Source organism: Pseudonocardia sp. EV170527-09, assembly GCF_008369905.1.
Classification (GTDB): Bacteria; Actinomycetota; Actinomycetes; order Mycobacteriales; family Pseudonocardiaceae; genus Pseudonocardia.
The window spans coordinates 64850-88816 of record NZ_VRMC01000010.1; the positions used below are offsets into that span (position 1 = coordinate 64850).

The following is a 23967-nucleotide window of genomic DNA, read 5'->3' on the forward strand; positions in this document are numbered from 1 at the left end:
GGAGACCCCTTGGACACCCGACCCCCGAACCGGCCCGGACGGCCGGACACCCGCACCGCCACCCCCGAGGAACGGGAGCAGGCGCGCGCGGTCTCGCTGCGCCGCATCGGCGCACTGTTCGCCCCGCACCGGGGCCCGCTCACGGTCGTCGTCGTGACGATCGTGGCGTCCTCGATCGTGGGAATGGCCTCGCCGTTCCTGCTCCGCGAGGTCATCGACGTCGCCCTGCCCGAGCGCGACGTCACGCTGCTCGCCTGGCTGGCCGCGGGCATGGTCGCGGTCGCCGCGGTGACCGCCGCCCTCGGCGTCGCCCAGACGTGGATCTCCACCCGCATCGGGCAGGAGGTCATGCACGGGCTGCGCACCGGCGTCTTCGCCCACCTGCAGCGCCAGAGCCTGGCGTTCTTCACCCGCACCCGCACCGGGGAGGTGCAGTCGCGGATCACCAACGACATCGGCGGCATGCAGTCGGTGGTCACGAGCACCGCCACCTCGGTCGCGTCGAACCTGACCACCACCGTCGCCACCCTGGTCGCGATGACGGCGTTGTCCTGGCAGCTCACACTGGTGTCCCTGGTCGTGCTGCCCCCGGCGATCCTGCTGACCCGGCGGGTCGCCCGCACCCGCCGCGCGATCACCGCGGCCCAGCAGCGCGAGCTCGCCGACCTGAGCGTCGCGGTCGAGGAGAACCTGTCGGTCGACGGGATCGCCCTGTCCAAGACCCTGGGCAGCGGCCCGGAGCTGAGCCGCCGGTTCGCCGAGTCCTCGTCCCGGCTGATCGGGCTGGAGCTGCGCTCCCAGCTCGCCGGACGCTGGACGATGGCCGTCACCCAGGTCGTGTTCGCCGCCGTCCCGGCCGCCATCTACCTCGCCGCCGGGCTGCCGTTCGCCGCCGGGACGATGAGCATCGGCACCCTCGTGGCGTTCACCGCGCTGCAGGCCGGGCTGTTCCGCCCGGTCATGGGCATGCTGAGCGTCGGCGTCCAGATCGTCGCCTCGCTGGCGCTGTTCGAGCGGATCTTCTCCTACCTCGACCTGACCACCGACGTGCCCGAGCCCGAGCACCCCGTCGCCGTCGACCACGACCGCGTCCGCGGGCACGTGCGGATCGAGGGCGTCACCTTCGTCTACCCGGGCAGCGACGCCGCCGCCGTCGCCGGCATCGACCTCGACGTCCCCGCCGGCACCACGCTGGCCCTGGTCGGGGAGACCGGGTCGGGCAAGACCACCCTGGCCGGGCTCGTGTCCCGGCTGCACGACCCGACCGCGGGCCGGGTGACCATCGACGGGATCGACCTGCGCGACATGGCCGCGGCCGACCTGACACGGATCGTCGGCGTCGTCGGACAGGACACCTACCTGTTGCACGCCACCGTGCGGGAGAACCTGCGCCACGCCCGCCCGGACGCCACCGACGCCGAGATCGAGGCCGCCGCGCGCGCCGCGCAGGTCCACGACCTGATCGTCTCGCTGCCCGAGGGCTACGACACCGTCGTCGGCTCGCGCGGGCACCGGTTCTCCGGCGGTGAGAAGCAGCGGATCGCGATCGCCCGCACGCTGCTGCGCGACCCGAAGGTGCTGGTCCTCGACGAGGCCACCAGTGCGCTGGACACCCGTACCGAGCGGGCGGTGCAGGCCGCGTTCGACGCGCTGGCCCACGGCCGCACGACGATCACCATCGCGCACCGGCTCACGACCGTTCGCGACGCCGACCGGATCGCCGTCGTCGACCACGGCCGGATCGTCGAGTCCGGCAGCCACGACGAGCTGCTCGCCGACGCGGGCCGCTACGCCGCGCTCGCCGCGGTGTGAGGCACGGCGCCATCCCTACGCCGGCCCTACGCCACGCCCGGCGCCGTCACGACCTCGATGAGCCGGGGGCCGTCGTCGGCAAAGGCCTCCTTCAGCGCCGCCGCGGCGGAGGCGGCGTCCCGCACCGACACCGCCGGCACGCCGTAGCCCTCGGAGATCCGCACGAAGTCGAGCCCGGGGACGTCGAGGCCCGGTGTCTCCCCGGTGCCCAGCAGCTCGGCGAAGCCGCGCAGCGCACCGTAGGTCCCGTTCTTCAGGATCACGACGACCACCGGTACCCGGTACTGCGCCGCCGTCCAGAGCGCGGTGATGCCGTAGTTGGCGGACCCGTCGCCGACGAGCGCGACCACCCGGCGCGCGTCGCCGTGGGCCAGCTGTGCGCCGACGGCGGCGGGCAGCCCGAACCCGAGACCGCCGGACGCGGGGAACAGGTAGCTGCCCGGCTCGGTCAGGTCGGCCTGGGTGACGAAGTCGTCGATCGTCGAGGTGGACTCGCACACGTGCACGGTCCCGGCCGGCGCCGCGTCGCGGACCAGCGCGAACAGCTGCTGCGGCGGGACGTGGTCCGCGGCGCCCTGCGGGGCGGGCGGTGCGGGCCGGGGCGGCAGCGGCGCCCGCCCCGAGGCGGGCACCCGCCCGGCGAGCGCGGCCAGGGCCGGACCGACCGGGCCGACCCACGCCTCGCCCATCGGGGCCCGCGCGGCCTCGGCCGGATCCGCGGTCAGGTGCAGTAGCCGGGAGCCCGCCGGCAGCAGGTCACCGGGGACCCATTGGTGGTAGCGGAACACCGGCGCACCCGCGACGAGCACGACGTCGTGCCCGGCCAGCCGGTCGGACACGTCGCGCACCGACGCCGGGAGGATCCCACGGAACGCCGGGTGCCGGGTCGGGAACGGACACCGCGACGCCGACGGCGCGATCCACACCGGGCAGGCGAGCCGCTCGGCCAGGGTGACGGCGTGGTCGTTCGCCCGGTCCGCGTCGACCTGCGGGGCCAGCACCAGGACCGGGTTCGCCGCCCCGGCCAGTGCCCCCGCCAGCTCGGCGACCGCCCGTTCGCCCAGCTCGGCGGCGGCGGTCGTGCGTCGCGACGGCAGGTGCGCGGCGTCCGGGCCCGCCTCGCGGGACCAGTCGTCGTAGGGGATCGAGAGGTAGACCGGGCCCCGTGGGGCCAGCAGCGCGGTGTGCACCGCCTGGGACAGCGCCCGCGGGACGTCCTGGGCCGACGCGGGCTCGGCGGAGTACTTGACCAGCGGACGCGGCAGGGCGGCGGCGTCCACGTTGGTCAGCATGACCTCCTGGCCGACGGTGGACCGCACCTGCTGGCCCGCGGTGAGCACGAGCGGGGAGTGGGAGTAGACGGCGTTGGTGAGCGCGCCCATCGCGTTGCCCGACCCGGACGCCGCGTGCAGGTTGACCAGGGCCGGGCCGCCGGAGGCCAGGGCGTAGCCGTCGGCCATGCCCAGCACCGCGCCCTCGTGCAGACCCAGCACGTAGCGCACCCCGTCGGGCATCGCCGCCAGGAAGGGCAGCTCGTTGGAGCCGGGGTTGCCGAACACGGTGTCGATGCCGTGGGCGGTCAGCACCTGCCAGCCGGCTTCACCGACGGTCGTCATGGGGCTCCTCGGGTCGCGGACCCCCACCGTAGGTCGCCTCAGCGGCGCGCGGCGACCCGCTCGTTGCGGGCACTGCGCCGCAGGTGGGCGACGACCAGCGGCCGGACGGCCAGCGCGGCGGCGGCCAGTACCAGGGTGACGGAGGTGGGGGCCAGCGACACCGAGACGATCGTGGCAACGGCCAGCAGGACCATCAGCACCCCGGCGAGCACGACCGCGCGCACCTCGGTCGTCCGCGACTGCGGAGCGGCTCGGAACATGGCGTCCACCTCCTGGTCGGCGCCCGTGCCACCGACTCGCACAGTACGCCCCGAACCCTGGAGTTCGGTCCGGCTAACTCTACGCCTCGGCGCGCCTGAACAACAGCGTCGGGTCGCCACGGGATCGGTGATCACCTATCGTGCACGCAGCGTCACACCCGCCGGGGGACCGTGGGGGACGCCATGACGGGGGTGATGTGTGACCGCACCGGTACAGGTCCCGCACCGACACGCGCTGACCGTGCCGGTCAGCGACGAGCAGCTCGCCGAGGACGTCGCCGCGTTCCTGGCCGAGGGGCTCGCGGCGGGGGAGCGGGTCGTCTACCTCGACGACGACACCGCCGGTCTGGTCCTCTCCCGCCTGACCGACGACGGCGTCGACGTCACCGGCCCGCTGCGGTCCGGGCAGTTCCGGCTCGTCCCGGGCGAGGTCACCCGCGCCGCCCTGCGCGGCCCGCTCGACGCGCTGACCGGGCTGGTGGCGCACAACCTCACCTCCGCCCTGGACGACGGCTGGGCGGGGCTGCGCATCAGCGGCCAGACCGACCACGGCCTGCGCCGGCCCGGCGGGCAGGTGCTCGACGAGTACGACCGCAGGCTCGACGACGCCGTCCGCGACCACCCCCTGCGCGTGCTGTGCGTCTACGACCACCTGCGCTACCCCGACGAGCTCATCGCGACGATGCGCACCCGGCACTCCGCCGAGCTGACCGCCACCCCGCTCCACGACGACAGCCTGCTGCGCGTCACCGAGACCGGCCCGGCCCGGATCCGGCTGGCCGGTGAGGTCGACCACGCCAACCGCCCCCAGGTCCGCCGCGTGCTGGCCGGACTGATCGATCAGGTCGTGCGCGGCGACGTCGGGGAGGGCACGCTGACCGCGGACCTGTCCGCGCTGCGGTTCGTCGACGTCGCCGGTGCGGTGAGCCTCGTGCACGCCGCCGACGAGCTCCCGGCCAGTGTGCGGCTGCGGCTGGTGAACCTCCGCCCGGGTGTGGCCCGGCTGCTCGAACGCTGCGGCGCGGGGTTCGCCCCGCAGCTGGAGATGAGCATCCGCGAGCGGCACGCCCTGCGCCCCGCCGAGGCGCTGGACCTCGCGGCGGGTGCGGCCCGGCGAGCGGACCGGTCCACGCCCGGCGCCGACACGGCGGCCGCGATCTGACCGACCGGCCCGGGCCCCGGACCGGTGGCCTCAGCGCGTGTCGAGTGCGTGGAAGGACTCCACGAGCCGACCGGGCGGGAACCCGGCCCGCTTCGCCAGCGACCCGGACCACTGCCCGATCATGTCCGCCAGGTCGGTCATGTGGGCGATCTGGCTCTCGTGCGCGCGCAGCGCCGCGATCTTCACGTCGATGGTGTCGGTGATGTCGACGTGCCGCGCCCCCTCCGGGTCGTCGGCCGGGGCCGGGCCCATGATCCACACCTCGCCGACCGTGTGCGCCTCGTACCCGGCCTCGGCCAGCTTGGGGAAGGCGTAGGGGTTGCGGGCGTCGGGGTAGACCGCGCACAGGGCGGCCTCGCCGGTCGCGGTGTGGTCGGGGTGGCTGCCGTACATGCTGCGCAGGTCGCGCACCGGCTGCGGCACGAGGACCCGGTCCGGGCGGACCTGCCGGATCACCCGGGCCAGGTCGCGGCGCAGCTCCAGGGTGACGGTCAGCCGGCCGTCGGGGTGGCCGAGGAACACCAGGTCGGAGACGCCCACCACGGCGGCCGCGGCGGTCTGCTCGGCCCGGCGGATGCCCGCGATGTCGCTGCGCGGCACGGCCGGGTCGAACCCGCCCGCGTCGCCGTCGGTCACCAGGCAGTAGGTCACCGCGACGCCGGCCGCGGTCCACACCGCCACGGTGCCGCTGCAGGAGAAGTCGATGTCGTCGGGGTGCGCGGCGATCACCAGCACGCGCTCCACTCCCGTGTGCGCGCGGTCGTCGGCCGCCGTGCGCTCGTCCTCGGTCGCCGTCACCCGCCCATCCTGGGGCACGCGCCGGAGGAGGACGTCGGCAGGACCCCACCACGGCCAGGCCGCCGGTAGCCGGGACGTGACGGCCCGGATCGCGGCGGCGAGGAGCACCCTCCGAACCGGGATGATCGATCGCCGCGCGCGTGCCAGGCTGAGCGGGTGATCACCACTCCGATCCGGCCCGAGCTGCTCCACGGCGTCCTCGACACCGTCGACGGCGAGCAGGGCGTGCTCCCGCAGCGACTGCCCGCCGCCGCCCGCGCCCGCAACACCGACCCGCAGCTGGCGGGCGCGCAGAGTCAGCCGTCCGGGGTTCGCGTCGTGTTCCGCACCGCCGCGCGGACGGTCGAGCTGGAGACCCTGCGCACCCGGATCGGCCTGGTCGGTGCCCCGCTGCGGCCCGACGGCGCCTACGACCTGCTCGTCGACGGCCGGCCGGCGGGCAGCGCCACGACCTCCGGCGGGAAGCTCCTCATGACCGACCCGGCGACCGGGGAGGTCACGGTCACCGACGGCGCACCCGGCCCGGTGCGGTTCACCCTGCCCGGCCACGACGCGCTCGTCGAGATCTGGCTGCCGCACAACGAGATCACCGAGGTCGTCGCGCTGCGCACGGACGCGCCGGTCGCCGTCGTCCCGCCCGGTGGGCGCCCGGTGTGGCTGCACCATGGGAGCTCGATCAGCCAGGGCAGCAACGCCGCGGGCCCCAGCACCACCTGGCCGGCGCTCGCCGCCCGCACCGCCGGTGTCGAGCTGGTCAACCTGGGGTTCTCCGGCAGCGCGATGCTGGACCCGTTCGTCGCCCGCGCACTGCGCGACACCCCGGCCGCGATGATCAGCGTCAAGCTCGGGATCAACATCGTCAACGCCGACCTCATGCGCCGGCGTGCGTTCGCCCCCGCCGTGCACGGGTTCCTCGACACGATCCGCGACGGGCACCCGGACACCCCGCTGCTGGTGGTGTCGCCGGTGCTGTGCCCGATCCACGAGCACACCCCGGGCCCGGGCGTGCCCGAGGTCGTCGACGGGCGGCTGCTGTTCCGCGCGACCGGCGATCCGGCCGGGGTCGCGGCGGGGCAGCTGACGCTGTCGGTGATCCGCGAGGAGCTGGCCCGGATCGTGGCCGACCGCACCCCGGAGGACCCGGCACTGGCCCTCCTCGACGGCCGGGAGCTCTACGGCGACGACGACGCGGCCGAGCTGCCGTTGCCCGACCGACTCCACCCGTGTCCGGAGGCGCACGTGCGGATGGGGGAGCGGTTCGCCCGGCTGGCGTTCGGTGCGGGGGGTGCGTTCCACACCGCGGCCCACGGCCGGTGACCACGACAGTCGGCCCCGTGTCCTGACAGGACACGGGGCCGATGACCGTCGGAGTGCCGGTCAGTTGTCCCCGAGGCGGTCGATCTCGCCCTGGAGCCGGTCCTGGAGATCCTGCTGGCACTGGGCCATCGCCGCCTGGTCGCTGCCGGCGCGCTGCATGCACGAGGCGAACTGGCCGTCGTCGACCTGCTGGAAGACGCTGAACCCGAAGGCCACCAGGGCGATCATGGCGATCGTCCCCAGGACACCGAGGATCCCGAGCACGAGTCCGGAGATCGACACGCCACGGTTCGTGGCGACGCCCTTCGAGACCCGGCTGATGCCGATCGCGCCCAGCACGATGGCGAGGAGCCCGAAGAGACCGCCAATGAACAGCCAGAACGTGAGCACGGCCAGGATGCCGAGCACCAGCGCGGCGATCCCGACGCCGTTGCGCGGCGGGGTCGCCGGCGCCCGGCCCTGCGGCCACCCCGGGGGCCCGGCGGCCGGGCGGTCCGGGTAGGCGGCCTGGTCGTGGCCCTGCGTGCCGTAGGGCTGCTGGCCGTACTGCTGGTCCCCGTACTGCTGCTGGCCGTAGGGCTGTTGCCCGTACTGCTGCTGACCGGGCTGCTGCGCGCCGTAGGGCTGCTCGCCGTGGGGCTGCCCGTCGTAGGGCTGGTTCTGCCGGGTCGGCTGGTCCAGGTTGTTCGGGTCCTGCGGGTCCCCGGGCTGACCCGGGTACGGGGGTGGGCTGCTCACGCTCGTCCTCTCCTCACCGACGCACCGGGTGGTCCCCGATGCCGGCGGTGTCGTCCGGCGGAGTCGCCGTGACCGTCCTCGCCGTCGTGTCCGGTTCGATGATCCCCAGGTGCCCGTGTCCGGTCCAGGCAAAACACCCAGGGGAGCGGCGCGGGAACCCCGGTCGTGATGGGATCGGTGCCCGTGAGCGGCATCGACGAGATCGAGGAGTGGGCCCGGGCGCAGCGCCGGGTCGTCGACCTGGCGCGGGATCTGCCACCCGAGCGCACGGAGCTGACCGTCCCGTCCTGCCCGGACTGGACGGTGCGCGACCTGTTCTCGCACATGGTCGGTCTGGGTGCCGACGTGGTGCGCGGCGACGAGCCCGACGACCACAACGAGGAGTGGACGAGCCGTCAGGTGCGGGAGCGGCGCGACCACGACGTGGCCGCACTCGTCGCGGAGTGGGAGTCGCTGACCGGCCCGCTGCGCGACTGGATGGCGGCGAACACCACCCGCCCACTCGGCGACGTGATCATCCACGAGCAGGACCTGCGCGGTGCGCTGCGTGAGCCCGGCGGGCAGCACACCCCCGGCCTCTACGCGGTCATGGACCGGTTCCTGGGCCGGTTCGCCGCCGCGCTCGGCGACCGGGCACCGATCGCGCTGATCGGCGACGGCCGCCGCTGGGGACGAGGCGGGGGCCGCGGTCGTCGTGCGGGCCCCGGACTTCGAGCTGGCCAGGGCCCTGATGACCCGCCGGTCGGCGGCGCAGCTGCGGGCGTGGACCGAGCGCGGTGACGTCGAGCCCTACCTGGACGCGTTCGCCCTGCTCGGGCCGTTGCCCGACACCGACCTCACCGAGTCCTGACCGCGGTCGTCACCGAAGGAGTCAGCACCGTCGACGTGACACGGTCCTGACAGTGGGTCCAGACTGGGCCGGTGAGCGTGCACCCCACCCACCCCGTCCCCGCCCTCGACGACGCGCTGACCGCGCGCGCCGTCGATCGTGTGCGCCGCTGGACCGAGCGCACCGGCACCTCCCCGTCGACCGGCGCCGGCCGTGGTACCGACCCGACGCAGCGGCTGGCCGCGTTGATGCACGACCCCGCCGGGGTCGACTTCACCCTGCGCTTCGTCGACCGCGTCGCCCGTCCCGCCGACGACCGGGTCGCGGCCCGCGAGCTGGCCCGGCTCGCCGGGGCGGGCGCCGCACTGCCGGCGTTCGTCGCCGGTACCGACCGGCTGCTGCTGCGGGCCGGCGGCCGGCTGGCGACGGCGCTGCCGCACGTCGTCGTGCCCGCGGCGCGGTCGCGGCTGCGCAGCCTGGTCGGGCACCTGATCGTCGACGCCGGCGGGCGGGGCCTGGACCGGCGGCTCGCCGCGGCCCGCCGCGACGGTCACCGGCTGAACCTGAACCTGCTCGGCGAGGCGGTCCTCGGCCGCGACGAGGCCGACCGTCGCCTCGCCCGCACGATCGCGCTGGTACGCCGGCCGGGCGTCGACCACGTCTCGGTGAAGGCGTCCTCGGTCGTCGCGCAGCTCGTGCCGTGGGACCTCGAGGGCAGCCGGGACCTGCTCGTGGACCGGCTGCTGCCGCTCTACCGGGCCGCCCGCGAGCACGGCGTGTTCGTGAACCTCGACATGGAGGAGTACAAGGACCTCCACCTGACCGTCGCGCTGTTCACGACGCTGCTGGCACGCCCGGAGTTCCACGACCTGCCCGCCGGGATCGTCCTGCAGGCCTACCTGCCCGACTCCGTCGCCGCGCTCGACGAGCTCGGGGAGTTCGCCACCCGCCGCGCCGCAGCGGGCGGAGCCCCGATCAAGGTGCGCCTGGTGAAGGGCGCGAACCTGGCCATGGAACGGGTCGACGCCGAGCTGCACGACTGGCCGCAGGCCCCCTACGCCACCAAGGCCGAGGTCGACGCCAACTACGTCCGGCTCCTCGACCGCGGCATCGGCGGCCCGCACACCGACGGGATGCGCCTGGGCATCGCGTCGCACCACCTCCACCACGTCGCGCTCGCGCTGGAACTGGCCGAGGCCCGCGGTGCCCGGCCCCAGCTGGACCTGGAGATGTTGCAGGGCATGGCACCCGCGTTCGCCGACGCCGTCGCGGGCGACCTGCCGGAGTCCGGGCCGGGCTCGCAGCTGGTGCTCTACACCCCCGTCGTGCACCGCGGTGACTTCGACACCGCGGTGTCCTACCTGGTCCGGCGGCTGGAGGAGAACGCCTCGCCGGAGGGGTACCTGTACACGTTGTTCGCCCCCGACTCCGGCGGCCCGGCGAGCTACCAGGAGCGGTTCCTCGCCTCGGTGCGCGACCGCGACGCCGTCGCCGCCACTCCGCGCCGCACCCAGGACCGCACCGTGTCCGCGCCGGTCGGCGCCGACGGCCCGCTGCCGGGGGACCCCGTGCCGCCCGGGTTCCGCGCCGAGCCCGACACCGACCCGTCGCTGCCCGCGAACCGGGAGTGGGCCCGCCGCGCCGCGACGGCCGTCGTCGCGCGCTCGGAGGTCCCGGTGCTCACCGACCCGGCCGCGGTCGACGCCGCGGTCGAGCGCGCCCGCACCTGCGGCTGGCGCGAGGTCCCCGCCGCGGAGCGGGCCGCGACGCTGCGCCGCGCCGCCCGCGCACTGGCCGCCGCCCGCGGGACGCTGCTGTCGGTGATGCTGCACGAGGCGGGCAAGACCGTCGCCGAGGCCGACCCCGAGATCTCCGAGGCCGTGGACTTCGCCGCCTACTACGCCGAGCGCGCCGCCGAGCTCGACGGCGCCGCGTTCACCCCGGACCGGGTCGTGGCGGTGACCCCGCCCTGGAACTTCCCGGTCGCGATCCCGCTCGGCGGCTGCCTGGCCGCGCTCGCCGCCGGCGCCCCGGTGCTGCTCAAGCCCGCCCCGCAGGTCCGCGCGTGCGCCGAGGCGGGCGTGGCCGCGCTGCACCGCGGCGGGATCCCGCGTGACGCGCTGCAGCTGCTGCCCACCGACGAGGCCGACGCCGGACGCCGGCTCGTCACCCACCCCGCGATCGACCGGGTCGTGCTGACCGGCTCCTCGGAGACCGCCGCGCTGTTCCGCTCCTGGCGGCCCGACCTGAACCTCCTCGCGGAGACCAGCGGCAAGAACGCGCTGGTCATCACCCCGGCTGCCGACCCGGACCTCGCCGTCGCCGATCTCGTGCGCTCGGCGTTCGGGCACGCCGGGCAGAAGTGCTCCGCGGCGTCGCTGGCCATCCTGGTCGGTCCGGCCGCGACCGGCTCGGCCGTCGGGAGGCGGCTGCGCCGTCAGCTCGTCGACGCCGTCAGCACCCTGCGTGTCGGCCCCGGCACCGACCTCGCGACGACCATGGGCCCGCTGATCGAGGCGCCCTCGGCGAAGCTGCACCGCGCGCTCACCACGCTGGAGCCGGGGGAACGGTGGCTGGTGCGCCAACGCCGGGTCTCCGAGACGGTGTGGACGCCGGGCGTGCGGGCCTGGGTGTCGCCCGGCAGCTGGTTCCACCGCACCGAGTGCTTCGGCCCGGTGCTCGGCCTGATGGCCGCCCGCGACCTCGACGAGGCGATCGCCTGGCAGAACGACACCGGCTTCGGTCTCACCGGCGGCATCCACTCCCTCGACGACGACGAGATCGCGCACTGGCTCGACCGCGTCGAGGTCGGCAACGCCTACGTCAACCGGCACATCACCGGCGCGATCGTGCAGCGCCAGTCCTTCGGCGGCTGGAAGGGCTCGGTGCTGGGCCCGGGTGCCAAGCCCGGCGGACCGAACTACGTCGCCCAGTTCGGCACCTGGCACGACGGCGACCTCCCCGCACCGGGCCCGACCTCCGGCCCGGCCGCCGACCGCGTGCTGGCCGCCGCGGGAGACCTGGACCCGGCCGCCCGCGACCGTCTCGCCCGCGCCGCCGCCGCCGACGCCCGCGCGTGGGACACCGAGTTCGGGGTCGAGCACGACCCGACCGGGCTGGCCGCGGAGTCCAACGTGTTCCGCTACCGGCCCGCCCCGTCGGCGACGCTGTGGTGCGGCACCGGCACCGCCCGCGCCGACGTCCTGCGGGTGCTGCTCGCCGCGGCCACGGCGGGGGTGCCGGTACGGCTGCACGGGCCGGGGATCCCGCCGGGCGAGGTCCCCGGCGGGGTGCACGGCGGCGACGGCCTCGTCCCCGTCGCGGGCGAGCGGATCCGGGCCCTGGGCACCGTGCCCGAGGGTCTGCGGGCGGCCGCCGCCGAGGTGGGCGCCTCCGTCGTGGACACCCCGGTGGTGCTCGACGGCCGCCGGGAGATGCTCACCGTGCTGCGCGAGCAGGCGGTCAGCCGCACCCGGCACCGGTTCGGCCACCTCGAACGGTGAACGATGGCGGACGCGACGCCGCCGTGGTTACGGTGCGTCCATGGTGGTGCGTGCTCGTGATGTCATGACCGAACGCGTCGTCACGATCTGGGCGGACGCACCGCTGGCGCGGGCGCAGGAGCGGATGGCCGAGTCCCGGTTCTCCGCCCTGCCCGTCGTCGACCGCCGGTTCTCCCTGGTCGGGGTGATCTCGCTGGTGGACGTGCTGCGGCACCGCGACGACCCGCACGCCGTCGTCGGCGACGCGATGACCGAGCAGGTCGTGTCGGTGTTGCCGACGACGAGCGTCTCGATCGTCGCGCGCCGGATGCGCGTCTACGGCGAGCTGCGGCTCGTCCCGGTCGTCGACAAGGGCGTCCTGGTCGGCGTGATCACACGCAGCGACCTGCTGCGGCACCGGCACTCCGGGGGACGTCTGCGGCGCACCGCCCGCCGGATCGGCGGTGTCCTCCCGGTCGCGCCGCTGCCCGAGGCGATGGCCCCGCGCGGGGCCGGCCGGGTCGGCGGCCGGCCGACGTCGTCGCTGCGGGTCTCGGACGTGATGACCGACGGCGGGCTGGTCGCGATCCCGCCGGAGCTGGCCCTCGACGAGACCGCCGAGGTCCTGCTGTCCTACCGGTTCACCGCCGTCCCGGTCGTCGACGACCGGGACCACCTGCTGGGCATCGTCTCCGAGGCCGACCTCATGCACGGCTCCCTCGACGGCGGCCGGCGGCTGCGGGCCCGCACCGTGTCGGAGGTGATGACCCGCGACGTCGAGACCGTGCAGCCGGACGACCCGCTCACCGACGCCGAGGACCTGCTGTCCCGGCGCGGGTTCCGGGTCGTCCCGGTCGTCGACGCCGACGACGTGCTGGTCGGGGTGCTCAGCCGCAGCGACCTGCTCTGACCCGCGGTCAGGCCCCCGCCACCGGGGCAGTGGGCGCGGCCGGCGCCCGGACGGCGTCGCACTCCTGGGCTGCCTTGGCGACCAGCGCCGAGAACGCCACCGGGTCCGCCAGCGACTGCGCCGGCAGCGCCCCGAAGTCCAGGTACTTCTGCAGACAGGCCAGCTGCGCGGCCTGGTCGGCCGGGGTCAGCGGCGGCTCGGTGGGCGGGGCGGGCTGCGCCGACGCGGTCCCGGCGGTCACGGCGGCGAGTGCGAGTGCGGCGGCGACGGCGCCTGCCGCGGTGGTGGCGGCACGCAGGGCGGTCCTCACGATGTGCTCGCTTCCTGCGCCGGCAGCCGGCGCGGTCGGGGTCCTACCGCCCTCCGCGTGGCGTCCCGGCCCGGCCGGCGTCCGCGGTGCGACGATCGTGCGGCCCCGCGGCCACCCGGCGCGCCCCGACGGGGGCGGATCGACCCGGAGGTGTGACCCCCGGTCGGGGTGGGCGTGGGATCGTGGCGGGGTGCCCCACGACCACACCCCCGCCCGCGAGCTGTTGTGCACGTGGTCCCGCCGGATGGTCCGCGACGGCCTGGTCGTCGGCACCTCGGGGAACCTGTCGCTGCGCACCGGCGACCTGATCGCGGTCACCCCGTCCGGAGTGGACTACGAGACGATGACCGCGGCGGACGTCGTGCTCGTCGACGGGGCGGGCACGGTCGTCGCGGGCACCCGGGAGCCGACCAGCGAGCTGGGGCTGCACGTGGCCGCGCAGGCCCGGCCGGGGACGGGCGCCGTCGTCCACACCCACTCCCCGGCGGCGGTCGCCCTGTCGACGCTGTCCGACCACGTCCCGGCCGTGCACTACCAGCTCGCGATGTTCGGCGAGGGCGTGCGGGTGTCGGAGTACGCGCCGTTCGGCAGCCGCGAGCTGGTCGAGAACGCACTCGCCGCGCTGGGGGAGTCCACCGCCGTCGTCCTCGGCAACCACGGCACGCTGGTGCTCGGCGAGACCCTCGGTGCCGCCTACGACGGCGCCCGCCAGTTGGAGTGGCTCTGCGACGTCTGGCTGCGCGCCCGCGCCGTCGGCGAGCCGCGGCTGCTGCCCGACGCCGAGATCAGCGCGGTGCGCCGGCGGTTCGCCGCCCAGCGGGCGAGGGTGCGGGCGACGACCCCGGCCCCCACGCCCGCTCCTCGGTGACGATCGCGGTCACCAGGTCGAACGGCGTCACGTCGAACGCCGGGTTGTAGACCCGGGTCCCGGGCAGGGTCAGCAGGGTGCCGCCGTGCTCGCGGACCTCGTCGGCCCCCCGCTGCTCGACGACGATGTCCGCGCCGGTCGGGGTGTGCGGGTCGATCGTCTCCTCCGGGGCGACCACCACGAACGGGATCCCGGACCGGGCCGCGGCGCAGGCCAGCATGTAGGTCCCGATCTTGTTCGCGACGTCGCCGTTCGCCGCGATCCGGTCGGCCCCGACGAACACCGCGTCGACCAGCCCCGAGGCGATCGCCGCGGGGCCTGCCGAGTCGACGCACAGCCGGTGCGGCGCCCCGGCCGCCGCCAGCTCCCACACGGTCAGCCGCGCACCCTGCAGCAGCGGGCGCGTCTCGCACGCCAGCACCTCGGCCAGCGCGCCGCGCTCGTGCAGCCGCAGGATCGCCCCCAGCGCGGTGCCACCGTCGCCGGTGGCCAGCGGGCCGGTGTTGCACACGGTCAGCGCCCGCAGCGGGCGGTCCGTGCACAGCTCCTGCGCCAGGTCCGCGGCCCGGTCGGTCGCCGCGGCGTTGACCCGGGCGGCCTCCGCGGCCACCGCCCGCGCCTGTGCCAGCACCGCGACCGGACCGCCGTCGAGCGCCTCCAGGGCGCTCGCGACCCCCAGCCCCAGCGGGACGGCGGTGGGCCGGGCGACCGCGATCCGCCCGGCCGCGGCCCGCACCGCGGCGACGGCCACCGGTGTCGCAGTGCCGTGCAGGTGCGCGGCCAGCGCGACCCCGTAGGCCCCGGTGATGCCCAGGCTCGGGGCACCGCGCACGGCCAGCGACCGGATCGCCTCGATCAGCTCGTCGACGGTGCGCAGGTACAGGTGCCGGGTCGCGGCGGGCAGCGCGCGCTGGTCCAGCAGGACCACCGCCGGGCCGCCCTCGTCGTCGCCGGCCCAGTCCACGATCCGCATCGCCCGCACCCTCCCGGGCATCCGCCTCGGGTGCCCGGCAGAACCTATCGCGGTGCCGGAGACGGCCGGGGCCGACTGCGGCACCGGTCACGGCGGGCACTCACCGGCCGGGCGGGGCCACCCGGTAGACAGCACCGGCATCGTCGTCGGTCACGTAGACCACTCCGTCCGGCCCGGCGACGGCCGCGACCGGCCGGCCCCAGCGCGCTCCCGACGGGTCCTGGAACCCGCCGACCAGGGTCTGCTGCGCGCCGAGGCGCCCGTCCCGCCAGGGGAAGAACGACACCTCCGGTGCTCGCGGCGGGTCCGCGTTCCAGGAGCCGTGCACCCCGGCCAGTGCTCCGGCCGCGTACGGCGCGGGCAGTGCGCCCTCGGTGAACGACAGCCCCAGCGGCGCCGAGTGCGCCGGGAACGACTGCTCCATCGGGGCCAGCGCCGCACAGTCCATCGCGCGCCCGCCGGGGTTGAGCTCGGCGTCGGCCACCAGTGCGACGTCGGTGAAGTCCTGCGCGGACCCCGCGACGCCCGGGTCGGTGTCCGGATCCGGGTTGCAGAACGGCCAGCCCAGCTCGCGGCCCGGGGTGAGCCGGGCCAGCGGCTCGGCCGGGTGGTCGGTCACGTAGCGGTCGACGACCTTCCCGAACGACGATCCGGTGTCGTCGCCGTAGGGCCGGTCGTAGGGGTAGGGCACGTTGTCGCGGCCGTTGACCGCGGTCCAGATCGCGCCGTCGGGGGCGGTGGCGAGCCCGGTGCCGTTGCGGACGCCGGTCGCGAACGGCGCGGCGGGCCCGCCGGTGGGCGGCATCCGCAGGATCGACGCGCGCGGCGGAGTGGCGTCCCGGTCGGCGACCGAGATGTTGCCGGTCGAGCCGACCGAGACGTAGACCGCGCCGTCCGGGCCGACGGTCACCGACTTCAGCTCGTGGCCGTAGGCGCCGCGCAGGTCGGGGGAGTTGGCGTCGGGCAGGCCGGGCACGACGACCCGCCGCCCGGTCGCCGCGCCGCCGGCCCAGGTGAAGGCGGACACCTGGTTCGACTCGGCGACGTAGAGGGTCGTGCCGTCCGGGGAGAACGCCAGCCCGTGCGGCTGGGTGAGCCCGGTCAGCAGCGGCCGTTGCGCACCGGTGCGCGACAGCGCCAGCACCCGGCCGTCGTCGGGCACCGAGACGAGCAGCTCACCGTCGGGGCTCCACACGGCCAGCCGGGCGTTCGGGACGCGGGCGAACACCGACATCGTCCAGCCGGCCGGGACGAGTGCTTCGCGGGGTTCGTCGAACGGGGCGGTCGCGGCCCCGGGCGGCACCGACACCGGGACCGGCACCAGGCCCGCACCCGCCGCGGCGACCGGGGCCTCGACGCCGGACAACGCGTTGGTCACCGGGTTCGGGCCGGTGTCGCAGGCGGCGAGCAGTGGCAGCGTGACCAGGGCGGCCAGCCAGGGGGCGATCCGCATGAACCCGACGCTACGGCCGGTACCGGTCCGTCGCGCGGCGGGGGCGCGCGGCCGCCGGACGAGCCCGGACCCGGCTGACCGGGCCCGGGCCCGACCGGCCCGGCCCTGCGCTACCGGGTGCCGGCGCGGGTGTCGCCGGGGATGCCGGCCCGCTGTCGCGCCCGGGCGAGGTGATCCAGGGCCAGCGTCGCGAACGCGGCGGGCACCTCGACCTGGGGCATGTGCCCCACCCGGCCGAACACGTGCGTCGTGACCTGCGGGAGCCGGCTCGCCGCCCGCAGCTGGGCCGCGGGCAGGATCAGGTCCCGCTCGCCCCACACGACCAGCGTCGGCTTCGGCGCGCGGGCGAACGCGTCGAGCAGCGCCCGCCGCCAGCCCGGGCGGACGCCGCGGACGGTGCCCAGCTCGGCCGCGACCTCGGCGAAGGTCTGCGCGAACTCCGGCCGCCGCGCGATCTCCACGGCGCGGGCGACCCGCTCGTCGGTGACCAGGGAGCCGTCGACGAACAGGGAACGCTCCGACCGTCGGGCGGCCGCGGCGTCGAGGTGACCCAGCAGGAACCGGCCGAGCAGCGGCACCCCGATGACCCGCAGCGCGGGCGTCACCTCGGCCCCGAACCCGGCCGGGTCGGCCAGCACCAGGGAGACGACGCGCTCCGGGTGCCGGGTGGAGATCAGCAGCGCGACGGCGCCGCCGAGCGAGTTGCCCATGACGTGCGCCGGCCGGGTCTCGCCGAGCGCGTCGAGGGTGGCGAGCGCGGTGTCGGCGAGCTTCTCCAGCGTCGCCGGGCCGGGCACCCGGTCGGAGTGACCGAACCCGGCCAGGTCGACCGCGACCACCCGGTACCGGGACAGGAACTCGTGCTGCGGGTCCCAGTCCTCGAGGCTCCGGCCGATGCCGTGCAGCAGCAGGACCGGCTCACCGGCCGGGTCACCGGACTCGCGGACCCGGATCCGGGCGCCGCCGACGTCGACGAAGCGGGTCTGCGGGACGGTCATCGCACCCCCGCCGACTTGGCCGCCTTCGCGTTCCCCGAGGCGCCGACGATCTTCGCGAAGATCCGGATGCTGTTCGCCGGGGCAAGCCGGGCCAGCAGGTCCGGGACCTTGGCGCTGATCCCGATGAGCAGCCGCGGGCGGCGCTTCTCGATGGCGTCGACGATCAGCTCGGCGGCCTTCTCGGCGGGGAAGGTCAGCAGCTTCTCGAAGTCCTTCTTCCCCCGCTCGGCCTCCTCGGCCGGGATGTTCACCCCGACCCGGGCGCTCGCGGCGATCCCGGTCCGGATGCCGCCCGGGTGCACCGTGGTGACGCTCGCGCCGACCTGGGCGAGCTCGGCGCGCAGCGCCTCGGAGAACCCGCGGATCGCGAACTTCGACGACGAGTACGCCGACTGCCCCGGCGGGGCGATCAGGCCGAACAGGCTGGACACGTTGACCACGTGCGCGCCGGGGCGCGCGGTCAGCGCGGGCAGCAGGGCGTGGGTCAGCCGCACCGGGGCGCGGAAGTTGACGTCCATGACCCAGTCGAACTCGTCGAGCGTCAGCCGGGCGAAGTCCCCGCCGAGCGCGACGCCGGCGTTGTTGACCAGAAGCCTGATCTCCGGGTGACCGGCGAGGATCCGGGCCGCCAGCGCGTCGACGGCCTCGCGGTCGGCCAGGTCGACGGTCTCGGTGGTCACCGACAGGCCGGGGTGCTTCGCGCGGATCGCGGCGGCGACGGTGTCGAGCCGGTCGCCGTCGCGGTCGACGAGCACGAGGTCGCTGCCGCGTTCGCCCAGGAGCTTCGCGACGTGCTCGCCCATGCCACCGGCGGCGCCGGTGACGACGGCGGTGCCCTCGGCGAAACGGAACGGTGAGCGGGCCATCAGGAGGCCACCTCCTGCTGTGCGGCCGCCGGGGCGACCGTGCCGGTTCCGCTGCCGGTTCCGCTGCCGATCGTGGTGCCGGTCGCGGTGCCGGTCGTGGTGTCGGCGGCGATGCCGGCCGCGGTCGGGGTGGGGACGCGGGCGTCGCGGGCGCCCAGCGCCGAGGCGGGGGTGAGGATCATGTCCCGCTTGAGGTCGGCCCGGCCGAGCCCGACGGCGTCGAGGAAGAAGTTCTGGTGCAGCCGCCACGGGTCCTTGCGGCCCTGGCGGGGGAACAGGTGCTCGGAGCGCTTCACGTAGTTCGACTCGATGTCGAGCAGCGGGCGGTCCGGCGAGACGGTCGGGGCCGGGGTGGCGATCGCGATCCGCTCGCGGTCCATCAGCGCCAGCAGCTTCGGCACGTAGCGAGCGACGAGGTCGGCGCGCAGCGTCCAGGAGGCGTTGATGTAGCCGATGCAGAACGCCAGGTTCGGGATGCCCGAGAGCATCAGGCCGCGGTAGGTGACGGTCTTGCCGATGTCCACCTGCTCGCCGTCGACGTGGATCGTGATGCCGCCCAGCGGGCTCAGCGACAGCCCGGTCGCCGACACGATCACGTCGGCCTCCAGCTCCTCGCCGGAGCGCAGCCGGATCCCGTTGGCGGTGATCCGGTCGATGTGGTCGGTGACGACCGAGGCGTCCCCACGGTTGATCGACTTATAGAAGTCGCCCTCCGGGATGACGCACAGGCGCTGGTCCCACGGGTCGTAGCTCGGGGTGAAGTGCTGGTCGACGTAGGCCTCGTCCTTGAGGAACTTCAGGGCGAGCCCGCGCAGGACCTTCTTCACCCGCTCCGGGCGGCGCCGGGCGAGCTGGTAGAACGCCTGGGTCAGCGTCACGTACTGCAGGCGCAGGATGGCGTGCGCGAGCTTCGCGGGCAGGAAGCGGCGGAGCTGGTCGGCGACCGGGTCCTTGCTGGGCAGCACCGTCAGGTACGACGGCGAGCGCTGCAGCATGGTGACGTGCCCGGCCTTGCTGGCCAGGGACGGGATCAGGGTGACGGCGGTGGCGCCGGAGCCGATGACGACGACCTTCTTGCCGGTGTAGTCCAGGTCCTCCGGCCAGAACTGCGGGTGCACCCAGGTGCCGGCGAAGTCCTCCCGGCCCGGGAACTCCGGCTGGAAGCCCCGGTCGTAGTCGTAGTAGCCCGAGCACATGAACAGGAACGAGCAGCTGTAGCGCTTCGGGCCGTCCGCGGTGGTGGTCTCGACGGTCCACCGCGCGGTGGTGGAGTCCCAGGAGGCGTCGACGACCTTCGTGCCGAACCGGATCCGCTCGGTCACGCCGTACTCGCGGGCGGTCTCGGTGATGTAGCGGCGGATGTCGGCGCCGTCGGCGATCGACTTCGGCTCGCGCCACGGCCGGAACGGGTAGGCCAGGGTGAACATGTCCGAGTCCGAGCGGATGCCCGGGTAGCGGAACAGGTCCCAGGTGCCGCCGATGTTCTCGCGGCCCTCCAGGATCACGTAGTCCTTGCCGGGCAGCTCCTGGTGCAGCCGGGCCGCCGCACCGATACCGGAGAGCCCGGCCCCCACGATGATCACGTCGCGGTGCTCGACGGCGGTGCCGTCCGGAGCGGGTGTCGTACCGGCCTGGGTCATGTGGTCCTCCTCATCGGGCGCGTCCGCGCTGACTACCTCTGTCGACCGGGGTCCAGTGTGCCCCAAACCTACCCGGAGTAACTTGACCTGGCGCGACAACAACTTACCCTCGTACGACATGGGAACCGGATCACTCACCCGGGCGAGGGCGTTGCGCGGGTTCGTCGCGCTGGTCGGGGAGCTGGGCGGCGACGGCGCCGAGCTCTTCGCCCGGTTCCGGATCCCGATCGACGCCGTCGAGGGCAACGACCCGGACGCGCTGGTCCCGACCCGCTCGGTCGCCAGGGTGCTGGAGACCGCGGCCGCCGAGCTGGGCTGCGGCGACCTCGGGCTGCGTCTCGCGCAGCGGCAGGGCCCGGAGATCCTCGGCCCGCTGGCCGTCGCCGTCGAGGCGTCCCCGACGTTGGGGGCAGCCCTGGACTGCGCCTCGCGCTACCTCTACGTGCACAGCCCGGTGCTGACCGTCGGCGCGGTGCCCGACCCGGAGGGCGTGCCGGGGGTGACCGGCGTGGCGTACGGGAGCACCGAGCCGCTCCCGCCGCAGGTCGCCGACCTCGGCACGGGGGTGCTGCACCGGATCGTGAGCCTGCTGGCCGGCGGGCCCTACGGCCTGCGCTCGGTGCACCTGCCGCACGAGGCGCCACCGGCCCCGGAGCGGTTCCGCGAGTTCTTCGGGGCCGAGGTCCGCTTCGACCGGCCGGCCGCGGTCCTGCGGGTGCCCGGCGACCTGCTGCGACGGCCGGTGGCCGGCGGGGACGAGACCGTCCGCGTCATCGCGATCGAGTACCTGGAGACCCATTTCGCGCGCCCCGGCCGCACCGTCACCGACCGGGTGCGGGCGGCGGTCGACCGGTCGCTGGGCACCGGGCCGGTGCGCATCGGGTCGGTGGCCCGGCTGCTGCGGGTGCACCCGCGGACCCTGCAGCGCCACCTCGCGGCCGAGGGCACGACCTTCGAGGCCGTCGTCGACGAGGCGCGTCGGGACACCGCCGAGCGGCTCATCCTGCGGACCGACCTGCCGTTCACGCAGGTCGCGGCCATGGTGGGGCTGGCCGAGCAGTCCGCGCTGTCGCGGGCGGCGCGGCGCTGGTTCGGCGAGTCGCCCCGCGCCCTGCGCCGGGCAGGCCCGGGCGGGCTTCCGGCGCCCCCGGTGCCGGCAGCCCACGGGTGACAATCACCGACCGGGTGGCGGGGTGCCGACCACGGTCGCCCGACGGTGGGCCCGACGAAGGCGCTACGACACAGTGTTTCGGGCCCAGATCGGTGTCGGGCCCAGATCGCCCGAGGCGACTGCTCTGAGCTGCACGCCTGACGAAACGCGGTTCAGAGAGTGCCGAGGACGCGGAGCCGGTCTGCCCACGCTCCCGACGCGATCGCCGTCTCGCTCGGGAGCCGGTCGTATCCGTGCACGGATCCGGGGCGGATGTGCAGCTCGCACGAGATGCCGGCCGCCCACAGCCTGGACGCCCAGGCCACGCTCTCGTCGCGGAAGATGTCCAGCTCACCGCAGTCCACGAACGCGGGGGGCAACCCTCGGTAGTCGCTGATACGCGCCGGCACCGCGTAGGGCGACACCTCCTCCGTGCCGATGTCGTCGCCCAGCAGAGCGTGCCAGCCGGTGTAGTTGTCGTCCCACGTCCAACCGACGAAGGGCGCCAGCTGCGGGTCCGCGCTCGTGTTGCGGTCGTCCAGCATCGGATAGACGAGGATCTGCATCGCGAGCGGCGTGCCGGCATCGCGGGCGGCGACGGCAACTCCCGCCGCGACACCACCGCCGCCACTGTCTCCCATGATGGCGACGCGATGCGGGTCGACACCGCGTTCGGTCGCGTGCGCGATCAACCACTTCAACGCCGCATGGGTGTCGTCGACGAGGGTTGTGCCCGGATACTCCGGTGACAGCCGATAGTCGACCGACAGAAAGGGCACGCCGCTCTTCTCGACGTAGCTCGCGACGAGCCGGTCATAGACCGCCACCGATCCGCAGATCATCCCACCGCCATGCGCGTAGACCACGGCGGACCCGGGGTCGGAGCCGGCCTTGGCGTACCAGCGGGCCGGAATCGACGTGCCGTCGGGAACGGGGACATCGATGTCCTCACGCTCGACGTTCGGCGCCTCCGGTGCCGTCGTGTCGGCCAGAGCCAGGTTCCTGTTGCCGATCTCCCGCAAGCTGATCGCGTCGCCGCGCACGGTCGTAGGGAGCTCAGCCTGCGGTCCCGCCGCCGCCAGGAGTGCCGCGACCTCCGGGTCCAGTGTGAAGGGCATCTGGTCTCTCCTTCCCGCGTGGTCGCGGACCATGGGTGAGTGTCGGTGTGGCCGCCACGGTGTCGCCGACGTCGACGACGGTGAACTCCGCCTCCGGTGAGCGCCGTCCGTTGGCCTGCACGGTGACGACGTGGCGACCGGGGTAGTAGGCACGGGTCGTGATGCGGCGGAACGAATGCGTCTTCGCCACGGTGATGCTCTGACCGGGCGCCAGCTTTCGCGACGTGAGCTTGAACGTCTTGTGGCTGACGGTCCCGTTCGCGCGCTGGAACCCTATCGAGTAGTCGATCGCGACGGCAGCACTCGTGTCGTCCTCGTTGGTGACGACCGCGGTGAAGGTCAGCACATCCTCGTCGATGCGCACGACGGTGTTCGATATCTGTGGACGATCGACGTGCACGCGGTCACCCGAGTACCCGACCAACACCAGTGCTTCCGGGTCGGCATTCTTGACCAGGGTGCGCAGGCCGTGGCGGATCACCCAGGGTGTGTGTGCATCGGGGCTCTCGGCCCAGACGCGAGCCGTGCGCGTGACCACGGCGGGATCGACCCGGCTGAGATCGTTGAGATGGTTCGCCACCGACCGCCGCACGTACTCGGCCGGGTCGCAGTAGAGCGCGTCCAGAATCCCCCGGGTGGCATCGGGATTCTCGATCAGCCACGGGACGCGTTTCGCCCAGGGCAGGTAGGCACGGCTGCCCTCGCTGGCCAGTCGCCGAACATGCTCGTTGTCATGGCCGGTCCAGGTCTCCATGGCGCGGATCGCCCGTTCCGGCCGAGCGATGAGCATGTCGCGGATCGCGAATTCGCTACTGAGTCGAGTGGTGAGCCGGGCGAGCAGTGCCATGCCCGCGTCGAAAGCGGCCGTCGTCCCGTCCTGCAACGCTCGTGTGGCGACGAACTCCGTGGCGGGCCAGATCATCCATCCCGCGAACTCCGGCACGGAGAGGAGGGCGTCCACGATGCGCTCTGCTGCAGCAGAACCGTCAGGGAGATCCGTGAGCAACGCGTCGCGAACGAGGTCGACCCTCGCCCGCAGCCGCATTCCCGCCACGGCCGTACGGGCCCGCGTCAACGCCGAACACTCAAGCGTCGGATCGACCGTCCTCAGCGAAGAGCGGAGCTCATCGACCACCATCGAGTTGATCAGCTCGTCCATCGTTCCCATGGCGACCTCCTGCCTCAGCTACCTGAGGTGTGACGGTGCTCGGCCAGGACGCGGAGGGCCTGCACGGGTGAGGTGGTGGGGTCCTCGGCCACGATCTGGATGCCGACGTGATCGGCGCCGGCGGCGAGATGCTCGTCGAGCTGAGCGTTGATCGTCTGGGGGGAGCCGTGGGCGACCAGGGCGTCGATGAGTGCGTCGCTGCCCGATCCGTCGATGTCGGCGTCGGTGAATCCGTGCCGTAGCAGGTTGTCGGTGTAGTTGCGCAGGCCGAGGTAGGGATTCTGCACCGCGGGCCGGCCCGTCTTTCGTGCTCGATCGGCATCCTCGATCAGTACGACCTTGTGCTCGGGAGCCAGGAAGGCGTCGCCGCCCAGCATTGCTCGCGCATACCGAGTGTCCGGGGACGGGCTGTGGTGTCGGTTGATGGACGACCTGACGTGTCGTTGGCCCGGGCGCGATCATGACACGGCTGCCGGGACCGGGGACAGTGCTCTGTCCT

At 74.5% G+C, this 23967-nt stretch carries 21 protein-coding genes; 8 read left to right on the plus strand and 13 right to left on the minus strand.

Annotation, left to right across the window (positions count from 1 at the left end; translation table 11 throughout):
- Positions 1-9 precede the first annotated feature (9 nt).
- Complete coding sequence (locus FVA95_RS04825) at positions 10-1812, plus strand: ABC transporter ATP-binding protein (protein WP_149663121.1); 1803 nt, start codon at positions 10-12, stop codon at positions 1810-1812.
- A 26-nt stretch (positions 1813-1838) separates the two neighbouring features.
- Here FVA95_RS04825 and mdlC read toward each other — a convergent pair whose 3' ends face one another.
- Positions 1839-3428, minus strand: a complete 1590-nt coding sequence (mdlC, locus tag FVA95_RS04830; RefSeq protein ID WP_149663122.1) for a benzoylformate decarboxylase — start codon at positions 3426-3428, stop codon at positions 1839-1841.
- 38 nt (positions 3429-3466) lie between these two features.
- Positions 3467-3688 carry a hypothetical protein gene (locus tag FVA95_RS04835; RefSeq protein ID WP_149663123.1) on the minus strand — a complete coding sequence of 74 codons (222 nt, stop codon included), beginning with the start codon at positions 3686-3688 and terminating at the stop codon, positions 3467-3469.
- Between the two features lie 199 nt (positions 3689-3887).
- Between FVA95_RS04835 and FVA95_RS04840 the strand changes: the two genes are divergently transcribed.
- Entirely contained in the window at positions 3888-4850 is a 963-nt protein-coding gene (locus tag FVA95_RS04840; RefSeq protein ID WP_149663124.1) for an MEDS domain-containing protein, read from the plus strand.
- Between the two features lie 30 nt (positions 4851-4880).
- Here FVA95_RS04840 and FVA95_RS04845 read toward each other — a convergent pair whose 3' ends face one another.
- On the minus strand, positions 4881-5648 hold the full coding sequence (locus FVA95_RS04845; RefSeq protein ID WP_240051272.1) for a PIG-L deacetylase family protein: 768 nt from the start codon (positions 5646-5648) through the stop codon (positions 4881-4883).
- A gap of 156 nt (positions 5649-5804) precedes the next feature.
- Here FVA95_RS04845 and FVA95_RS04850 point away from each other — a divergent pair, with 156 nt between their 5' ends.
- The gene (locus FVA95_RS04850) at positions 5805-6965 is read left to right on the plus strand and encodes an SGNH/GDSL hydrolase family protein (RefSeq protein WP_149663125.1); all 1161 of its coding nucleotides are present in this window, start codon (positions 5805-5807) and stop codon (positions 6963-6965) included.
- Positions 6966-7025: 60 nt separating this feature from the next.
- Here the strand turns inward: FVA95_RS04850 and FVA95_RS04855 are convergent, their stop codons facing one another.
- Complete coding sequence (locus FVA95_RS04855; RefSeq protein ID WP_149663126.1) at positions 7026-7703, minus strand: DUF4190 domain-containing protein; 678 nt, start codon at positions 7701-7703, stop codon at positions 7026-7028.
- Between the two features lie 183 nt (positions 7704-7886).
- Here FVA95_RS04855 and FVA95_RS04860 point away from each other — a divergent pair, with 183 nt between their 5' ends.
- From FVA95_RS04860 to FVA95_RS04870, 3 genes are all read left to right on the plus strand, one after another.
- Positions 7887-8483 carry a maleylpyruvate isomerase N-terminal domain-containing protein gene (locus FVA95_RS04860; RefSeq protein ID WP_240051273.1) on the plus strand — a complete coding sequence of 199 codons (597 nt, stop codon included), beginning with the start codon at positions 7887-7889 and terminating at the stop codon, positions 8481-8483.
- A gap of 141 nt (positions 8484-8624) precedes the next feature.
- Positions 8625-12035, plus strand: coding sequence for a bifunctional proline dehydrogenase/L-glutamate gamma-semialdehyde dehydrogenase (locus FVA95_RS04865; RefSeq protein WP_240051274.1), 3411 nt, complete (start codon positions 8625-8627; stop codon positions 12033-12035).
- A gap of 40 nt (positions 12036-12075) precedes the next feature.
- On the plus strand, positions 12076-12924 hold the full coding sequence (locus FVA95_RS04870; protein ID WP_149663127.1) for a CBS domain-containing protein: 849 nt from the start codon (positions 12076-12078) through the stop codon (positions 12922-12924).
- A 7-nt stretch (positions 12925-12931) separates the two neighbouring features.
- Here FVA95_RS04870 and FVA95_RS04875 read toward each other — a convergent pair whose 3' ends face one another.
- On the minus strand, positions 12932-13234 hold the full coding sequence (locus FVA95_RS04875) for a hypothetical protein (RefSeq protein WP_149663128.1): 303 nt from the start codon (positions 13232-13234) through the stop codon (positions 12932-12934).
- A 190-nt stretch (positions 13235-13424) separates the two neighbouring features.
- Between FVA95_RS04875 and FVA95_RS04880 the strand changes: the two genes are divergently transcribed.
- The gene (locus tag FVA95_RS04880) at positions 13425-14102 is read left to right on the plus strand and encodes a class II aldolase/adducin family protein (protein WP_255474611.1); all 678 of its coding nucleotides are present in this window, start codon (positions 13425-13427) and stop codon (positions 14100-14102) included.
- Here the strand turns inward: FVA95_RS04880 and mtnA are convergent.
- The 5 genes from mtnA to FVA95_RS04905 all read right to left on the minus strand — a co-directional run bounded on the left by mtnA (position 14020) and on the right by FVA95_RS04905 (position 20032).
- Positions 14020-15075: an S-methyl-5-thioribose-1-phosphate isomerase gene (gene mtnA, locus FVA95_RS04885; RefSeq protein WP_164514836.1), complete on the minus strand. Its 1056-nt coding sequence runs from the start codon at positions 15073-15075 to the stop codon at positions 14020-14022. The two genes, FVA95_RS04880 and mtnA, sit on opposite strands and share 83 nt — an antisense overlap.
- Before the next feature lie 100 nt (positions 15076-15175).
- Complete coding sequence (locus FVA95_RS04890; protein ID WP_149663129.1) at positions 15176-16528, minus strand: sorbosone dehydrogenase family protein; 1353 nt, start codon at positions 16526-16528, stop codon at positions 15176-15178.
- Positions 16529-16638: 110 nt separating this feature from the next.
- The gene (locus FVA95_RS04895) at positions 16639-17526 is read right to left on the minus strand and encodes an alpha/beta fold hydrolase (RefSeq protein ID WP_149663130.1); all 888 of its coding nucleotides are present in this window, start codon (positions 17524-17526) and stop codon (positions 16639-16641) included.
- A complete protein-coding gene (locus FVA95_RS04900) occupies positions 17523-18392 on the minus strand; it encodes an SDR family oxidoreductase (protein ID WP_149663131.1) in 870 nt (289 codons plus the stop codon). Before FVA95_RS04900 ends, FVA95_RS04895 begins: the two co-directional genes overlap by 4 nt.
- Entirely contained in the window at positions 18392-20032 is a 1641-nt protein-coding gene (locus FVA95_RS04905; RefSeq protein ID WP_149663132.1) for an NAD(P)/FAD-dependent oxidoreductase, read from the minus strand. Before FVA95_RS04905 ends, FVA95_RS04900 begins: the two co-directional genes overlap by 1 nt.
- A 118-nt stretch (positions 20033-20150) precedes the next feature.
- Here FVA95_RS04905 and FVA95_RS04910 point away from each other — a divergent pair, with 118 nt between their 5' ends.
- The gene (locus FVA95_RS04910) at positions 20151-21203 is read left to right on the plus strand and encodes an AraC family transcriptional regulator ligand-binding domain-containing protein (RefSeq protein WP_149663133.1); all 1053 of its coding nucleotides are present in this window, start codon (positions 20151-20153) and stop codon (positions 21201-21203) included.
- Between the two features lie 152 nt (positions 21204-21355).
- Here the strand turns inward: FVA95_RS04910 and FVA95_RS04915 are convergent, their stop codons facing one another.
- From FVA95_RS04915 to FVA95_RS04925, 3 genes are read right to left on the minus strand one after another with little or no spacing between them, the layout of a single operon-like run.
- Positions 21356-22300, minus strand: a complete 945-nt coding sequence (locus FVA95_RS04915; RefSeq protein ID WP_149663134.1) for an alpha/beta hydrolase — start codon at positions 22298-22300, stop codon at positions 21356-21358.
- Positions 22239-23459: a DNA alkylation repair protein gene (locus FVA95_RS04920; RefSeq protein WP_193564297.1), complete on the minus strand. Its 1221-nt coding sequence runs from the start codon at positions 23457-23459 to the stop codon at positions 22239-22241. The genes FVA95_RS04915 and FVA95_RS04920 overlap by 62 nt, the downstream gene beginning before the upstream one ends.
- 23 nt (positions 23460-23482) lie before the next feature.
- Positions 23483-23845, minus strand: a complete 363-nt coding sequence (locus FVA95_RS04925) for a hypothetical protein (RefSeq protein ID WP_193564298.1) — start codon at positions 23843-23845, stop codon at positions 23483-23485.
- Between the last annotated feature and the right edge of the window lie 122 nt (positions 23846-23967).

Excerpts from the sequence above, each read along its gene's own strand:
- mdlC (WP_149663122.1), bottom strand. The coding sequence starts at position 3,428 with ATGACGACCGTCGGTGAAGCCGGCTGGCAGGTGCTGACCGCCCACGGC.
- FVA95_RS04835 (WP_149663123.1), bottom strand. The coding sequence starts at position 3,688 with ATGTTCCGAGCCGCTCCGCAGTCGCGGACGACCGAGGTGCGCGCGGTC.
- FVA95_RS04870 (WP_149663127.1), top strand. The coding sequence starts at position 12,076 with ATGGTGGTGCGTGCTCGTGATGTCATGACCGAACGCGTCGTCACGATC.
- mtnA (WP_164514836.1), bottom strand. The coding sequence starts at position 15,075 with ATGCGGATCGTGGACTGGGCCGGCGACGACGAGGGCGGCCCGGCGGTG.
- FVA95_RS04890 (WP_149663129.1), bottom strand. The coding sequence starts at position 16,528 with ATGCGGATCGCCCCCTGGCTGGCCGCCCTGGTCACGCTGCCACTGCTC.
- FVA95_RS04895 (WP_149663130.1), bottom strand. The coding sequence starts at position 17,526 with ATGACCGTCCCGCAGACCCGCTTCGTCGACGTCGGCGGCGCCCGGATC.
- FVA95_RS04900 (WP_149663131.1), bottom strand. The coding sequence starts at position 18,392 with ATGGCCCGCTCACCGTTCCGTTTCGCCGAGGGCACCGCCGTCGTCACC.
- FVA95_RS04905 (WP_149663132.1), bottom strand. The coding sequence starts at position 20,032 with ATGACCCAGGCCGGTACGACACCCGCTCCGGACGGCACCGCCGTCGAG.
- FVA95_RS04910 (WP_149663133.1), top strand. The coding sequence starts at position 20,151 with ATGGGAACCGGATCACTCACCCGGGCGAGGGCGTTGCGCGGGTTCGTC.
- FVA95_RS04915 (WP_149663134.1), bottom strand. The coding sequence starts at position 22,300 with ATGCCCTTCACACTGGACCCGGAGGTCGCGGCACTCCTGGCGGCGGCG.
- FVA95_RS04920 (WP_193564297.1), bottom strand. The coding sequence starts at position 23,459 with ATGGACGAGCTGATCAACTCGATGGTGGTCGATGAGCTCCGCTCTTCG.
- FVA95_RS04925 (WP_193564298.1), bottom strand. The coding sequence starts at position 23,845 with ATGCTGGGCGGCGACGCCTTCCTGGCTCCCGAGCACAAGGTCGTACTG.